General features: G+C 54.9%; 11 protein-coding genes. 3 read left to right on the top strand and 8 right to left on the bottom strand.

The features are described 5' to 3' along the window. Positions 1 to 111: 111 nt before the first annotated feature. The 3 genes from Abin_RS01850 to Abin_RS01860 all read right to left on the bottom strand — a co-directional run bounded on the left by Abin_RS01850 (position 112) and on the right by Abin_RS01860 (position 3413). The gene (locus tag Abin_RS01850) at positions 112 to 936 is read right to left on the bottom strand and encodes an acyl-ACP desaturase (protein ID WP_048844647.1); all 825 of its coding nucleotides are present in this window, start codon (positions 934 to 936) and stop codon (positions 112 to 114) included. A gap of 534 nt (positions 937 to 1470) precedes the next feature. Further along, positions 1471 to 1899: an acyl-CoA thioesterase gene (locus tag Abin_RS01855; protein WP_048844648.1), complete on the bottom strand. Its 429-nt coding sequence runs from the start codon at positions 1897 to 1899 to the stop codon at positions 1471 to 1473. A 50-nt stretch (positions 1900 to 1949) separates the two neighbouring features. Then, positions 1950 to 3413, bottom strand: a complete 1464-nt coding sequence (locus Abin_RS01860) for an AMP nucleosidase (protein WP_084593393.1) — start codon at positions 3411 to 3413, stop codon at positions 1950 to 1952. A 163-nt stretch (positions 3414 to 3576) separates the two neighbouring features. Here Abin_RS01860 and Abin_RS01865 point away from each other — a divergent pair, with 163 nt between their 5' ends. Further along, the gene (locus Abin_RS01865) at positions 3577 to 5097 is read left to right on the top strand and encodes a UvrD-helicase domain-containing protein (protein ID WP_048844649.1); all 1521 of its coding nucleotides are present in this window, start codon (positions 3577 to 3579) and stop codon (positions 5095 to 5097) included. Positions 5098 to 5227: 130 nt separating this feature from the next. On the opposite strand, the gene Abin_RS01870 is transcribed toward Abin_RS01865, so the two are convergent. Both Abin_RS01870 and Abin_RS01875 read right to left on the bottom strand, forming a co-directional pair. Further along, positions 5228 to 7600: a TonB-dependent receptor gene (locus Abin_RS01870; RefSeq protein WP_048844650.1), complete on the bottom strand. Its 2373-nt coding sequence runs from the start codon at positions 7598 to 7600 to the stop codon at positions 5228 to 5230. Between the two features lie 64 nt (positions 7601 to 7664). After that, positions 7665 to 9005, bottom strand: a complete 1341-nt coding sequence (locus Abin_RS01875; RefSeq protein ID WP_048844651.1) for a cation:dicarboxylate symporter family transporter — start codon at positions 9003 to 9005, stop codon at positions 7665 to 7667. Between the two features lie 345 nt (positions 9006 to 9350). Here Abin_RS01875 and Abin_RS01880 point away from each other — a divergent pair, with 345 nt between their 5' ends. Together Abin_RS01880 and Abin_RS01885 are read left to right on the top strand one after the other, a co-directional pair. Then, positions 9351 to 10052, top strand: a complete 702-nt coding sequence (locus tag Abin_RS01880) for a GntR family transcriptional regulator (RefSeq protein ID WP_048844652.1) — start codon at positions 9351 to 9353, stop codon at positions 10050 to 10052. Positions 10053 to 10134: 82 nt separating this feature from the next. Further along, entirely contained in the window at positions 10135 to 11646 is a 1512-nt protein-coding gene (locus Abin_RS01885) for a DUF2252 domain-containing protein (protein ID WP_084593394.1), read from the top strand. Between the two features lie 128 nt (positions 11647 to 11774). Here the strand turns inward: Abin_RS01885 and Abin_RS01890 are convergent, their stop codons facing one another. The 3 genes from Abin_RS01890 to Abin_RS01900 all read right to left on the bottom strand — a co-directional run bounded on the left by Abin_RS01890 (position 11775) and on the right by Abin_RS01900 (position 16579). Beyond that, entirely contained in the window at positions 11775 to 12929 is a 1155-nt protein-coding gene (locus Abin_RS01890) for an energy transducer TonB (protein WP_048844653.1), read from the bottom strand. A gap of 99 nt (positions 12930 to 13028) precedes the next feature. Beyond that, positions 13029 to 14801 carry a c-type cytochrome gene (locus Abin_RS01895; protein ID WP_084593395.1) on the bottom strand — a complete coding sequence of 591 codons (1773 nt, stop codon included), beginning with the start codon at positions 14799 to 14801 and terminating at the stop codon, positions 13029 to 13031. Next, complete coding sequence (locus Abin_RS01900; RefSeq protein ID WP_048844654.1) at positions 14798 to 16579, bottom strand: GMC family oxidoreductase; 1782 nt, start codon at positions 16577 to 16579, stop codon at positions 14798 to 14800. The genes Abin_RS01895 and Abin_RS01900 overlap by 4 nt, the downstream gene beginning before the upstream one ends. Positions 16580 to 16582: the final 3 nt, after the last annotated feature.

Here is a 16582-nt window from a genome sequence, read left to right on the forward strand (position 1 = left end):
GAGCACCGGCCAGTTCTGCGCTGTTACGTCAGCACAGTGGGCCGAATACAGTCTGGCTGCTGGCTATACTCAAAAAGACCGCTCGCGGCAAAAATCAGGGGAGGGTAGGGCTCAGCCCAGACCCACCATGCGGGCAAATTTCTTCTGGCGGCTGAAAAACAGTTTTTCAGCAATATAGAATGCCAGATCCTGCAATTTGCTATGGGGTGTCAGACCAATGGTCTTGAAGATCATCCCTGTAACCCGTTTCAGGTGTTTGGGCTGATAGGTTTTCATGGCGCGCGCCATATAGTTGGCAATGCAGCGATTATGGTCATACGGCATATCTGCCGGTTCATTGGTGGTGTGATAGGCCGATGCCAGCTCATCGTCCTCGCTTTCTGTCACACGGCCTAGGGCAATGCGGGCGCGTTGCAGCGTGCTGATTTTCTCGCGCTTCAGATAGCGGTGCATGTGGTCATAAAACAGCTTGAAATGACGAAACTCGTCGGCTGCAATCTGTTTGCACAACGCCTTGAGCACGGGTTCATCCGTGGCGTCGGCCAGAGCGGTGTAGAACGAAGACGTGCCAGTTTCGACCATGCAGCGCGCAATCAGTTCACCCGTGCGGGAGCCACGGATGGACTGATCGACATCAAGCTGAATTTTGTAGAAATCACGATAACGCTGAAATGCGTCCTGATAATCCCACTGCGGGTCTGCCAGCATGGCCCAGCGGCCCAGTGCATCCCCATGCTGAATTTCTTCCACAGCCCAATGGTCTGCGGCCTGCTGAAAATCCGGGTCATCATGAAACACGTTATTAAGATAGACAGCGTAATCCACGCTGTTACGCTCAACGACAGATGCCGCCTTGACCGCTTTTACCAGTTCCGGATCGACTTTTGATGGGTCAAAGCTGTCCCACGGTAACTGGTCAATCTGCCAATGTTTCATATGCGCCGGGTCTCCCGTCCTGACTGCCTACATTTCCGGTTTGTGCTGCCATACCTGGAAAGCTGGCCACACCAAACCGCCCTGCAAGGCCTGCTTGCAAGGCTACTATTTCCTCGTCGCTCTGCGCTTCCCACCCCGATAACGGCTGGGTCCGTTACGGGTCTGCCTTGCGGCAGAAGCCTTCCCTTAACGCAAGGAGAAGCAGGAAGATGCGTGCCTGATGGCACGAACAAGCCACTATTGGCCTGTTAGAACGCTTATGCCTCTAGCCCAAATGCCCTCCAGACGGAATGCCGTGAAACAAAAAAGAAACACACGCAGTCGGGTGGAAACAAGGCGGAGTGCGTTAAGGTTTGGAAATAAAACGGAAATAAAAGCCAATGACGCCAGTCTTACTCTATCAGAGGTATCCGTTATAACGCCACTGATGCGTATTTTTGGGAACCAGAATTGGTGCCGGTGCTGCTGGCTCCCCATAGAAGACTGCCTGTGACATCATTGCAGCGCAGAGTATGGCACAGGCAGGGGCGCTGATCAGATTTGTGGATTAACCGGAGCATCGCCCGGTTTGATTTCTGGCAGGGCGCGTGGGCGACGGTTTGCGTCCAGAGCCACGAAGGTGAAGTCGCCTTCAGTCACTTTAGAGGTCAGGTGCGTATGGCGGGCACGCCGCCAGGTCTGCACATGAATGGTCATGGACGTACGGCCTTCACGGGTAATTTCCGTGTAAATGCTGACTTCATCCCCCACGGCAACCGGCTCCAGAAACACCAGTCCGTTGATGGCTACTGTGGCGGCGCGGCCATTGGCGCGGAAGGCTGCCGTGGTGCCAGCTGCAAGATCCATCTGGGAGATAATCCAGCCGCCAAAGACGTCCCCTGCCGGGTTGGTGTCGGTTGGCATGGCGACAACACGGATGGTGGGCACGCCTTCAGGAATGGTGGCGGTATCTGATTTCGGCATACTGATCTGGCCCTTTCCAGGCTCGTTAGGCAGTTTGTTGGTATGGTCCGTTACCGGAAGGGAGGTTCATCAAACCCACGCAACTTGCGGGAATGCAGGCGGCCCACCCCTTCTTCGCGCAGCATATGCATGGTTTCAATCCCTACCATCAGGTGCTGGCTTACTCTCTCACGATAAAAGGCATTTGCCATGCCGCGTAGCTTCAGTTCTCCGTGAAGTGGTTTGTCAGAGACACACAGCAACGTGCCGTAAGGCACACGGAAACGGAAGCCATTGGCCGCAATTGTGGCAGATTCCATATCAACCGCTATGGCTCGGCTCATGTTAATCTGAGTAAACAACTGGCGCAGTCGTAGTTCCCAGTTGCGGTTATCCGTTGTCATGACAGTGCCGGTGCGCAGGCGTGTCTTGATTTCCGATTCGTGTAGTCCGGTAATCCGCGCCGTTGCTTCCTGCATGGCGACCTGCACTTCCGCAATCGGGGGGACGGGCACCCAGGGGGGCAGGTCGTCATCCAGAACATGATCATCACGCACATACCCATGTGCCAGAACATAGTCGCCCAAAATCTGCGATCGGCGAAGACCCGCGCAATGCCCCACCATAATCCAGCAATGGGGACGCAGCACGGCCAGATGGTCGGTAATGGTTTTGGCGTTTGATGGTCCAACCCCGATATTGACGAGTGTAATACCGTCTCCATCCGGGCGGCACAGATGGTAGGCGGGCATCTGCGGCAAGCTGGTCAGGGGAGAAAAGGCCTCGGCACTTTCTGGGCCGGTATAAATCTGTTCGCCGGGTTCTACGTAAGCGGTGTAGGGGCTTTCAGGGTTATCAACCTGCGCGCGGGCATAATCGCGGAAGGTGTCAACATACCGCTGGTAGTTGGTCAGCAGAATAAAGCGCTGAAAGTGGCGGGGTTTTGTGCCTGTGTAATGGTGCAGGCGCGCCAGAGAGTAATCCGTTCGCTCGGCCGTAAACAGGGCCAAAGGGCGTGAGCGGTTAGGGTCAGGCAGGGTCTCGCAGTTGGCGATACTGTCATCCGTTGAATGAAGATCAGGCAGTACAAACTGTTCCTGCAACAGCCGCAAGTCAGCTTCTGTCAGCCCTGTGACGGCTTCTTCCATAACGTAGGGCAACGGAATAGGGCGATGGGAGCACCCCACCAGCACTGGCTGGCCATAATGGTGCAGCAGCAGGGCAATCTGTTCCCGCAGGTAGTCACGAAACAACGCGGGCCGTGTAATGGTGGAACAGTAGAAACCGGGTTCCAGCATGACATCAAAGGGCGGCCTCCCCTGTATGGGGGTGCCGGGCGGAAGTTCAAGCGCCAGGCACGGATAGGTGGCTTCATGCGGGGGGCAGCCCTGCCGTGCCGCGAAGGCGGTGTGCAGACGGTGGGTGCTGTTTTTATAAAGTGTGCACAGATGCGCAACAGCCTCTTCAGCGACGGTAAAAGCTTTGAAATTGGTGCCTGCGGCATCACGCAGGGCGGTCATGTCTGTGTGAACCATTCTGCTCCTTATGGTGCTGTTGGCTTTCTCTATTACAGACCAGTAAGACCTACGAGAGAAGTCCGCGCAAGCCCTGTGCGCATGTTTGGGCCTGCGACCGTATCTGTTTGCTGCAATCTGGGTTACAACGCGCCCGAGTTTGCAACAGAGATGAGTAGGATGAATGAGCGCCTGTACGCCTGAGCAGTTGGCAATTCTGGGTAAAAAACCAACCGACAGTTTCAAGGTTGTGGCAGGTGCAGGGTGCGGTAAAACAACAACGCTTGTACTGTTCAGTGAAACGTGGAGCCGACATAAAGGCCTGTATCTGGCCTTTAACACGGCCATTGCCCGCGAGGCACGTGGTCGTTTTCCACGCCAGATAGAAGCACGAACTGCCCATAGTTACGCGTATCAAGATCTGAATATCCGCGCATTGGAGCGCGAGCGGTTAATCCCCCGTTACACTCTGCGGCATATCAGGGAGCTGGAAAAAGAACTGGGCGTGTCAGTGCCATCGGGCTGTGCAGAGGTCGCGTTAAAAACACTGACGGCGTTTCTGATTAGCGCAGGGTCAAAGCTGACACAGGCCCATTGCCCGGAAAAAGATGCCAAGCGTAACAGGGCTATTCGCACCTTTGTCGCTGCGGCGTTTAAATACATTATTCGCTTTGAAAAAAACAGTTTTCCCATAACGCATGATGTTTACCTGAAACGGTTTGAATTGGACCGTAAAATTGCGGGGTATGATTACATCATGGTGGATGAAGCACAGGATCTTAACCCTGTGCTATTTTCCATTCTGGAAAAATCGGGGCTGCCTGTCGTTGCCGTGGGGGACCCGCACCAGTCCATTTATGCGTTCCGGGGGGCAATGGATGCCATGGCGGCCCTGAAAGTGCAGGAATTGCCGCTAACGCAAAGCTGGCGATTTGGTGAGGACATAGCCCGTCTTTCAAACGCCACGTTGGCGCAACACTCCAAACCGGCACGGCATAGGCTGCATGGTAACCCTGCCAGAAACAGTCTCATTCGGCTTTATAATGGGAAAATACGACCCACCAGCAATACACTGGTTCTAGCCCGCACCAATGCACGACTGTTTGAAAGTCTGGTCAATATTCAGACACCTTTCCATGTTTTGGGGGGCGTGCAGGATATGATGCACGAAATCCGGGCGGCACTGACACTGTTCAGGCGACATACCAACCCCGTAGCCAAAGGGGTTGAGGGAGCTTTGCCCTTTGGGTCATGGAAAGAACTGCTGGCCGCCAAAGATGGTGAAAATGCTGACCCAACGGCCAAGCGGTTATTCACGATTGTTGATAAGCACAGCCATGATCTGGACGGAAAAATAAAGGCCATTCAGGCCCTGCATCGGGAAAACCCGGAAGACGTTAGCCTTGTCTGTTCAACGGCCCACAAGGCCAAAGGGCGCGAATTCGAAACTGTGATTATGCTGGATGATTTTCAATCCCCGGCTGAATGGGCGGTAAGACGGGAACGGGCCTTGGCCAGACTTCTGAAGCTGAATGAGCAGGACGGCCAGCCCGAAAAAACGCTCGCCCGTCAGAAAGAAAAATTTACGCGGCGGATGGAGGAATGTGATCAGGAAATCAATCTGTTATACGTCGCCTGCACACGGGCCAGTGGTCAGCTTTATCTGCCAGAAGCGGTTTACAAATTCTGGCAGGAAAGTGTGTAAGCTCCTGTGCTGTCTTGATATTAAAGACGCGAAGGTGAGGCAATTTCTTTGGAACAAGGCATTTTTTCTATACTAGGCCGTCCCATAAAAGAACGGTCTAGTATAGGTTTTTTACCAATTTTCAGCTCAATCAGTATGTGAAATTGATTTTTGCTCCGACAAAGCGTGGGTTGCCCGGAATGACGGAATAGAAGGTCGATTGGGTGCCACCCGACAACCAGTAACGACGGTCTGCCAGATTTTGCCCATAGACGGTAACAGACCAATATTGTTTGGGTGCCGCAAAGGTCAGGAAGCTGTTGACCAGAAAATAGGCCGGCGCGCGATAATAGCCGCCCAGCCCAATATACTGGGGTTGCGTTTGTGCACCGCGATAGCTGTAATCAACATCAAAGGTCATCTGATAGTTGCGGAACACGCTCCATGTATACATGGCAGAACCGCTGAGTGTCAGGTTCGCCAGCCCCATATCAACGCCGTTATAGTTTGTGTAAAAGGCCGTCCATTGCCCGGTGCGGTTGTAATTGGCCGTGGTGGCTGAACGGTCAACTCCCTGAAACTGGTTGTAAACACCATGCTGGTAGCCGAAATTCTGGCTGAGTGTCAGACCACGAAACGGCCGGATAAGAGCGTTGAATTCTGCTCCATAAATGGAGGAGCGTGGCGCGTTGACGTAGGCTCCCTGCACACCGTAAAGCGGCACAACAATGCTGCCCAGTAATTGCTGGTCACGATAGTCATAATAATAACCGGCGGCATTAAAGCGGATTTTATCGTGCAGGAAAGATGTTTTGAAGCCGCCTTCATATGTCAGAACCTGTTCTGGTTTGAAGGGCTTCAACTGGTCTGACACGCTGGTCATGTTGGCCGAGAAACCGCCCGGTTTGAATCCCCGGCGGAAGTCAACATAGGTCAGGATGTTGGGGGTAACCTGATATTCAAGCCCGACACGACCAGAAAACTGATTACCAAGAGCACCGCTGGAGCCAAAAAATTTGGAGGTTGTGGGCTGGGCACCGCTATAGGTTGTCCCCACCAGATTGATCAGTTGCCGGTCATCTGATTCGTGGCTTATGGCCCCGATAATCCGCAATCCCTTAATCAGGCGGTAAGAAAGATGCGCATACTGGTTAAAGGTTTGCTGATTCTGCCCATAAGCTGTTTCGTAGAAATATTTGCCTTTGTCGGTAGCGGCATAGCGGTCTGACATGTCGTACCAGAAATTGGAGTTGGTGCGCCCCCGATTGTAATAAAGGCCCACAGTCCATTGCAAACGGTCAGAAGCATTATTGGAGCCGAGTTTGACTTCCTGAGAAAAGAAGTTTGTCTGATTGTTACGATACATATTGCCATACGCACCAACGGTGTTGGTCTGGTTCGACAGTTCATGTTCGTCAATCATTTCATAGGCGCTGACGCTGGTCAGTCTGGCCCATGAAAAATCTTTTGTGAAACGCACATTCGCGCCCCAGAACAGGTTGTCTTCCCGTGGTTTCTGGTTTTTGGCGTTAAGACCAATCGCATCGGCAAACTGTTGGCTTAGGCCCCAGTTGGTTGCCATGATATCGTTTCTGTTGTTCGCAATACCGTAGCTGTTTGTCATGATCGCACCGGCAGGTGCGTCAGATTGATCTGTTGTCCAGTGGCCACCAATATCCAGCCGGGTTGTGTCGTCAATCTGCCAACGCAGTTTGCCGCGTAAAGCGCCCAGATCCGCGTTGCCAAAACCTTTGCCCTGACTGTTGTGCTGAAAACCCCCGCCTGTCAGGGATTGCCCGGAAAGACGGTAGGATAAGGATTTGCCAATGGGGCCGGAAATATAGCCTTCAACACGGTTGCGGCCATAGCTGGCAATATCTTCCGTCAGCCCGGCATGGAATGTGCGTGTGGGGTCGGCTGTGCGGAAGTTGATTTCGCCACCTGTGGTCACCTGTCCATGGCTCAACCCGGACTGGCCGGGGCTGACAGTGACACTATCCATGTCAAACAGGATGCCGGTTGTCATGATGCTGACAGGCATTGCAACGTCATCAACATACGGCATGACGGAGGGGAGGTTGTTTTGCGTCAGGTCGGCCATGCCCACCCCACGCAGCGCGAAGTTTAACCCGGCGGAGCCATTGGATGGCTGCACCGTCAGGCTGGGTGCAACACGGATCAGATCTGTCATCTGCCGCACATTTTTTTCCTGAAGATCCTTACCGGTCAGGCGCGTTGCGGAATCTGGCATATGTTGCTGGTTGCGAAAGGGATCACGCCGGATGCTAACCTGCACATCCTCCCCCTGAGAGGATGTCAGTGGCCCGGTGCTGCGCCGCGAACGGCTTGTTTTTTTCACACCTTGAACAGCAGCCTTTTTAGAATGCGAAGGCGCATGATGTGATGCAGAGGAGTGCGCCGGGGCCGTTGCGGCCAGACTGTCAAACACAGGTGCGCTGATCAGGCAGGAACAGGATAGGACAAGTTTCAGGCATAGCTTGGGCGTTGGCGCACGAAAGGACATCGTAAACCTCGGGGAGAAAGGGAAGGTATGGAGGAGAGTGTGGGTTAAACGGCGGGGCTACATGTTATTCACCCGCGGTTTCGTCTTGGATTGGTCTAGTCAGGATTTCAGGTGCGTTATTTGTGCGGGCAGTTTTTGTTGTGACGTTTGAAAGCGTTGCGAGAACCTGTGTCTGGTTGATGTCTTTTTCCCATGTTGCCACCACGACTGCCGCGGCACAGTTTCCGACAATATTGCCAAAAGCGCGGGCAATGCCGACAAACCAGTCAACAGAAACAAGAAGCACAAGCCCCACAGTCGGAATATCGGGAACAAGAGACAGGGTTGCCGCAAGAATAACAATGGCGACCCCGGGTACCCCATGTGCCCCCTTAGACGTCAGAAGAGCCATGCCGATAACCAGCAGCAGTTGCGGCCAGCTTAGGCTGACATGCGCGACCTGCGCTAAAAACACGATGGACAGACCAAGATAAATGGAAAGCGCATCCAGATTGAAGGAGTAACCTGCCGGGATCACAATCCCCACGGTTTTGCGCCCGACCCCCATATCAATCAGTTTTTGCATAATCTGGGGAAGCACGGCGTCGGATGATGTTGTGGCCAGCACAATGCTCATTTCTTCACGCAGATAAAGCAGCAGCGTGATGATGTTGATTTTGCAGTACCAGCGTAACAGGCCACCTAGAATAACAAAAACAAACAGAATGACAGCCAGAAAATAGACGAACAGGAAGCGCAGCAGCGGTTCAATAGACCCAATGCCGTAATGGCTAATGGTGTAGCTGATGCCGCCAAATACGCCCAACGGTGCAAACCGTACAATAATGCCCATGACACGGAAAAATACAGTGCTTAATCCATCTATCAGGCGAGAAACCGGGGCAGCCTGCTCGCCAGCCAGCAGCAAGGCACACCCGAAAATAAGGGCAAAGACCAGAACCTGCATTACGTCATTATGGGCAAACGCATCCATTGGGTTTTTGGGGATGAGGTGCAGGATAAAGGCCTCTACCCCTCCAGTTTTGAGGGAGGAGGCTTGTTGGTGAAAAACCTGTGTTGCCTGCGCACTTTCCTGCGGGGGCAGGGCAAGGCCGGTGCCGGGATGCACTATAACGGCAGCCAGCAACCCGAACCCCAGCGCAACCGATGTCATGATTTCAAAATACAGAAGTGCTTTGGCCCCCAGCCGCCCCACTGTGCGGATGTTGCCTGCCCCCTGCATGCCCTGCACAATGACGCAAAACACCAAAGGTGCGACAATCATGGAAATCAGTTTAAGAAAAATATCGCTTAGAATCTTGAAGTGTTCAGACGCGTGAGGCACGAAAACGCCTGCCATAATGCCCAGAAGCGTCATGAGCACAATCTGCATGAACAGAGAACGTGGTGACAGGACAGATCTCATTGCGGGCGGACAACTGGCAGACGACGACCACTGACGGTGTGGCGCAACATGGGGAGTATGTCAGTCTTGGTCATGGGAACGCCTTGCATACAAGAACCTTATAAAACGTAACATAACTGAAATTATTTCTTGCATACAAGGAAAAAATGATCTGTTTCCGCAACAAGGTAATACGTGACAGCCCTTCTGTATCCTTCCAGTCAGTCCACGATTTCTAACTGGTTCATAACACAGGAAAAATTAACGATAGCCGTACGGTATGCTGCTATAATTTTTTAGGGGATGCTCTTATAAAAGCACGGTATCAGGCTTGTCTTGCATGAAGAAAGCGGTCCATAAATCGGCATGACCAAGTCGTTAGAACCCGTTTCACAGCATCAGCCGAATGTGATTGAAGACCGCATCATCTATGCGGCTCTGTCTGGCTATATTGCCCCCGGTGAACGGCTGGGTGAAAAGGAACTGTCAGAGATTTTCAATGTGTCACGCACTTTGGTGCGTGAGGCGATGATCAGGCTACAGGCGCGCGGCATTGTAGAAGTCATGTCGCGCCGGGGCTGGTTTGTGATCGAACCGACCGTTGAAGAAGCGCGTGATACCATCAACGCGCGCCGTGCGCTTGAGGTCGGTATGATCGCGACCTTGGACAAAGTGACGCCCGAGAAAATCGCGATTTTACGTCAGCATGTTCAGGCGGAAGAACAGGCGCTTGCAGAAGATGACAGGGCAAGGCGGAGTTATCTGTTAGGGCATTTTCATGTGTGTCTGGCCGAGACGATTGGCAACCCTGTTCTGGGCTCCATCCTTCAGGATCTGACAACCCGTACCGTGCTGATTGCTGCGCTTTATCAGTCCACACATGATGCGCATGAATCCTGTGCCGAACACAGCCAGATTATTGATGCCCTTGAAGCGAATGATGCAACCGAGGCCGCCCGTCTGATGGATGAGCATCTGCGTCATGTTGAAAAAGCCCTGAACTACCGTGAAGGGGCAAGCCGGATGGAAAATCTGAAAGCGGCGCTGAGAACAGGGCCTGCTCTTTAATCGGGGAGTAACGCACCAGATGCATGGCGTGTGCGCAGTGTCATGACTGACAAATGCGGCATTCACGCGCATACTGGCGCTTATGACAACGCATCCTACCGTGCAGCCCGTAGGGGCTACCCCCGCACCCACACGTGACCCGCACTTTCTGACTAGGGCCGAACGCTACGCCAAAGGTGCAGATCTACGGCGCAGTGTGCGTCGGGCGATGCAGGCGGATTGGACGGTGCCCACCAATCGGGTTGATCCGGTTTCCATTTTGGTGGAGCAGGGGCAGCATCGCATCGCCAGTCTGTTGCCAGTGCGCTACGAACGCATGAAGGCTTCGCCTTTTGCGTTTTTACGCGGTGCAGCCGCTGTCATGGCTGCCGATCTGGCGCACACACCAACAACAGGGCTGACTGTGCAGGCCTGTGGTGATTGTCATCTGGCGAACTTTGGCAGTTATGCCTCGCCGGAAGGGCTGCCTGTTTTTGATATTAATGATTTTGATGAAACGTACCGCGCCCCATTTGAATGGGACGTCAAACGTCTGGGGACGTCACTGGTGCTGGCGGGGGAAGAAACAGGGCTTTCTGCCAAGGCGACCCGTGCTCTGGCTGAAGAAATGGCCCTGACATATGGCAGCCAGATGACGCGGCTTGCCGCCCTGACACCGTTGCAGGTGTGGCTTGACCGGGTCGATCTGATGGACGCGATTGCCCATTTTGGGGACAAGAAAGTGCGGGCGCGGATTGAGGCCGCCTTAGCCAAAAGACTGGATAGTGCCAGTAAACATTTTGGTCTGGTGGCGGATGATATCGAAGCCCCCAGCCTGCGCGAACACCCCCCTCTGGTTGTCCGTTTGCCCGCACAGGAAGACGCCATTCGGCATGCTTTTGCCCGATATTGTGAGACCCAACCGGCTGAACGGCTGGCGTTGCTGAACCGGTATCGTCTGCGGGATGTAATTTTCAAAGTTGTGGGGGTGGGCAGCGTCGGGACTTTCTGTGCCATTGGGCTGTTTGCCACGCCCGATGGGGACGTTCTGCTGTTGCAGATTAAGGAAGCCCAGACATCTGTTCTGGCTCCTTTTGTGCCTGCTGCGCCGCATTACATCAATCAGGGTGAACGCGTGGTGACTGGCCAACGTATGATGCAGGCTGTTTCAGATGCTTTTCTGGGCTGGACGCATAGCGATGGCACTGCGGCATCCGGTGTATCGCCTGATGTTGGGGCATCTGCGGCAACTACGGCCCAAGCGTCCCTTTCGCATGAGGCATCTTCTACGCCCAAAGTAAGTGTGGCTGATTTAAGTGGCACAGATCGGCAGTTCTATGTGCGGCGCGTGAAAGATCAACGGCTCGCGGCCATCGGGGCTGACTTCGCGCAGGAAGGGCTTGCAGATTATGCCCGGCTATGTGGTCGGGTGTTGGCGCGTGCTCATGCGCGGTCAGGCGATGTTGCGGCTATTGCAGGATATATCGGCAAAGGAAGCGCGTTTGCTGATGGGATAGCGGATTTTTCAACCGCTTATGCGGCCCAAACTCATAAAGATTGGAGCACGTTTACCACTGCTCTGAAAAAAGGTGGTTTGGGGGCAGTCTCTGCTTGAAAGGTATGGCGTTTCGTTGGTCAGCTTTTTGCCCACCGCTTCTCTGTTGGGCATACGCGTTACGTTATCGCGGTAAATCAAAGTAAGCCTTTTAAATAGACGCGAACGAAAGACCTGATCCGCCAGATTTAGTGGCGGATCAGGATATAATTGATTGTCAGGTCAATATCGAAGTGGTTGCCCTTCATATCGGGCGGCACAGGCGGCAGTTGCGCACCGTGGAACATCCCGGATGTTGCGGCATCCAGATAATACGACCCGGCAGACCCTGTCTGGTAAACGGATTTCACCCGCCCCGTGCGGTCCAGCACCACATGCACTGATGATGCGCCTTCTTCACCATTTCGGGCGGCTTCTTCAGGGTAGTACATATGGCGCATGATCCAGGCGTTGATTTCCTGCCCGTAATCATCACTCACGCCACGTACGGACGCGCGGGAAGTATAATGCGCGTTGATAGCCCCGTTTTCGACAACCGGCCCAACGGACAGATCAATCGGGCCACCAGAACCACCCGGTCTGCCGTGCCTGTGTCGGCGGGGGGCCGGGGCTTCGTTGAATGACAGGTCCATCGGATTATCAAACGGTGACGCCGCGTGCCGGTTGGCGTTGGTGGGCGATTTGGGGCGAGGCACAGGGCGCGGTTTGGCGGCGGCCTGCGGCTTATGGCCAGAAGGCGGATGGGCCGGTTTGACGGTCTTATGTTCTTCAGGCGTCGGCTTGGGGAGCCCGTCATCTGATTTTGGCAGTTCAGGTGCGGTTGGCGTGTCTTCAGACGGAACAGCTGGGCCGGGGGCTGCATCTGCCGGGGTAGGCTCCGCTTGTCCGGCTGTGCTGGGGTTTTTGCCTGAATTGCCTGCACCGGAATCAGGTGACTGAGGGCCAACCATCCCGCTGGTGGCTTGTGGCTGTGCAAAGACCATTTCAACAGGTGATGGCTGTGCGCCATCAGGCGTGCCATGTTGCTGATGGTGGGCTGCCTGCCACAACAGGGCCGTCAACAGCGCAAAATGCGCGAAGAGCGACCCGGTGAGAACAGGCCCCAGCGTCGGCTCTGCATAAACTTCCTTGCGGATAAGGGGGGTCGCTGTGCCTTTGACCCGTTTATAATTGGCAGGACGACCAACGGGCGTGGCTGAGGGTTTCAGGCTCTCCCGCTCATCAGACGACAATGAAGAAGAGTGTGCTGATAGCGCAGCGGACGTCCCTATGGGGGCAGGCGGAACCAGCCGTGGTTCCTGCGCGTCCGGTCTGCGTGAAGAGCGACTGAGCATAGCCTTCATGAAGTGCCCGTTCTCTCCTCCGCCCCTATCGGGCAACGCTTGGGCCAGTTATTTGGCTGAGTGTGCCATTGCTTGCGCATTGATTCCAGTCTGAACTTTCTATTCCGGTCCGGTTGGGCCGGAATGTGTCGTTTCTGACGTGCCCACATGCGGGGACGGAGCCTGTTGAGGGCTCTGCGCCGCCGGTGGTTCAGCCCCGTTTTCGCTTTCCGGCCTGACATGAGGTGTAGGCAGAGGAGCTTGTTTTTCCGGTGGTAACGCTGGCGAGGGCGGGGCCGTCTGGGTTTTGGCAGGGCTAAGACGTGCCCGCATATGCCGTACGTCCACATCCGTGACAACCGAAGCCTGATTGCCCCACGCATGGCGGATAAAGCTTGCAACGCTGGCAATCTGTTCATCAGTCAGGCGGCCGGCAAAGCCGGGCATGGTGAAGGCAGACGGGGCATCCTGCGTCCCATGCACGGTTGAACCTTCCAGAATGATGTGAATGACCGAATCCGTAGCCGGGTTCACAACAACCGGGTTATTGGCCAACGGTGGAAAGACACTGGGATAACCTGCGCCGTTAGACCGATGGCAGGCGGCACAATTATCCAGATAAAGACGTTGCCCCTGTGTCAGCGGCCCGCCAGAACGAAGGGCTTTGGTTGCCGCTGCATCGGGCTGCCAGGTGGCTTGGTGCGGCTGTGCCGCAGGCAGGCTTTTCAGATAGCGGGCCATGGCGGTCAGGTCCGCTTCGGTCAGATACTGTGTGCCGTGATGTACGGCGCTATCCATATTACCAAAAGCACTTCCCCGCTGGTTACGGCCCGTTTTCAGGAAAGTGGTAATGTCAGCCACACTCCATGCGCCCAGCCCGGTCAACGGTTCAGCGCGGAGGGAAGGTGGCGTCCAGCCATCGACCGCTTTGCCGCCAGCCAGATAGGCCGCGCCATTTTCTGCCGTCAGGGCTTTTTCCTGCATGGCGATGCCGCGTTCAGTGTGGCAGGCTCCACAATGTCCCGGCCCTTCAACCAGATAAGCGCCGCGTGCCAGTTGTGCGTCTGCAAATGGTCGTTGCGTTGCCTGACGTGCGTTCTGTGGTGAGGGAGCAAACATCCATCGCCATACCGTCAGCGGAAACCGCATGGACAGTGGCCACGGAATATCATTGGCCTGCACCGGCTGCGCGACAGGTTTTACAGCCTGCATGAAATATACATACAGCGCGTGCAGGTCTGTCTCCGTCATGCGTGCGTAAGATGGATAGGGCATGGCCGGGTAAAGGCTGGCTCCATCAGGGCGGATACCTTCACGTATTGCCCGTATGAACTGGGCTTCGGTCCATGCGCCAATTCCATGTGTTTTGTCTGGCGTGATATTCGATGCGTAAAGTGTGCCTATCGGCAGTTCAAAAGCGTAGCCACCCGCATAAGGAGCACTTTCTTTGACGGTATGGCACGCTGCGCAATCTGCGGCCGCAGCAACATATTGCCCGCGTTTGATCCACTTCTGCTGCGTTTGTGGCGCAGCATTTCCCCCTGCGTCTTTGCCTGATGTACCCAGCGAATTTGTTGCACCGGCTTCCGGCGATATATGGACGGCCCCTTGTGGTGTATGGTCTTGTGTTAGGGGAGGGGGTGCCGCATCGGATGGCGTCAACTGGTCTTCAGGCTGTGCGGTGCCGGAAGCCGATAGGCCGTCAGAGTGTGAAGGTAATCTCTGAGCCCATGAAGGAGAAATGCCCCCCGCAGCAAAGCTTAAGGCAACAGCCGGCAGTAGAACATGCGTAACCGTTTTCAGCGGATTATGAATTACGCCCAGCGAAGAATGTATTCCGCTTTTCCTGTGTGAATTAACGCTCTTTGGAATAGGTGGCTGACGATGTGTCATGGTGTCACCAACGGGCCGCCATTGCCCCTTAACCACTGTGTGCGGATATGGTGTGCGGACCAGTAGGCGAGTGCGGCGACCAACCCGGTCGGGTTATAGCCCATCCCTTGCGGAAAGGCATTGGCTCCGACAACAAACACGTTGGGTACATCCCAGCTTTGCAGATAGCGGTTCAGGGCAGATGTTTTGGGGGCATCCCCCATAACAGCGCCACCGCACAGATGGGTTGTCTGGTAATCACGCACATCAAACGGGGTGTTCGGGTCTCGCATTCCGTAATGCACGTCACGCGCGCCCAGCGCCTTCACCACGCCGTCAAGTTTGCTGACAACATAACGGTTCATGCGAATGTCGTTATCTTTCCAGTCAAACGTCATGCGCAGCAGGGGCTGCCCGTACACATTTGTCCATGTCGGGTCTAGGTCCAGATACACGTCCCGATAGGCCATGTTGGAGCCTTGCGCATTGATGGTAAAGCTGTGGCGATAGGTATCAACCGCCTGCTTTTTCCAAGCGCTGCCCCAGCGTGGGCCACCGGGAAAAGCGCCCTTCGCCCCGGCAATAGGTTTGACACCCGCCTGATTGACCCACAAGGGAGAACCACCGATAAAACCAAGCGGCCCGTGGTCAAAATTGTCGCAATTAAAATCATCTATCGCAACGCCCCCTGCGGACCCAATGAACTGGTCCGTGCTGCGGGTTGGGGGCATCAGCACTGTGGTGTTGGTAATGTTCTGATACGTAAAGTTGCGCCCGACCGTCCCGGTGTTGCTGTGCGGATCATAGGCTTTGCCAATACCTGAAAGCAGCATCAGATGCACATTATGAAACTGGAAGGCCGCCAGAATAACCAGCCCGGCAGGCTGAGTTATATGATTGCCCTCAGCATCCTGATAGACCACGCCAGTGGCTTTCTTGCCTGTAGAATCAAGCAGAACTTTTAGCACGTGGGCGTTGCTGCGTAGCGTAAAGGAAGCATGGCGCTTCAAGGCTGGCAGAATATTCACATTGGGCGATGCCTTGGCATACATGTAGCAGGCATAGTCCGAGCAATAGCCGCAGAAATTGCATGGCCCCATCTGCGCCCCATACGGGTTGGTATAGGGGTGGGACGCATTGGCCGCGGGCATGGCGTACGGGTGAAACCCGGCCTCTGTCGCCGCTTTGCGGAAAAGGTGCGCGGTATAGACATCACGCAAGGGGGGTAGCGGAAAATCGTCTGAACGATCAGGCGCGAACGGGTTACCCTTTCCGACAACTTTGCCACCTACCGTATAGGCCTGCCCGGATGTGCCGAAGACTTTTTCGGCCCGGTCAAAGAAGGGTTCAAGTTCTTCATAGGTGACGCCATAATCCTGAAGGTTCATGCCTTCCGGTATAAAGTTGCGCCCGTAGCGCTCTATCACATGGCTGCGTAGGCGGAGGTCTTGCGGCATGGCGCGGAAGTGCACACCCGTCCAGTGCAGGCCTGCGCCACCAACGCCTTCACCGGGGAGAAAAGCCGCTAAACGACGGTAGGGCAGGGCTTCCTGATCAAGCCTGTTTCGCACGGTTACTGTTGTCTGCGCCGGGTTCTGGAACAGCTTGTACCGGGTGGCCCCTTCCAGTTCATCAATGGAAGACGGATAAGCGCCGTCTTTTGCGGTAGAGCGTCGGCCGCCGCGTTCAAGCATGACCACTGACAGGCCAGCTTCACACAGTTCTTTGGCCATGATGCTGCCAGCCCAGCCCGCGCCCACAACAACAGCATCAACCGGAGGAAGTGTTTTTTCAGCCATGGG

The organism is Acetobacter indonesiensis (assembly GCF_000963945.1).
GTDB classification, from domain to species: Bacteria; Pseudomonadota; Alphaproteobacteria; order Acetobacterales; family Acetobacteraceae; genus Acetobacter; species Acetobacter indonesiensis.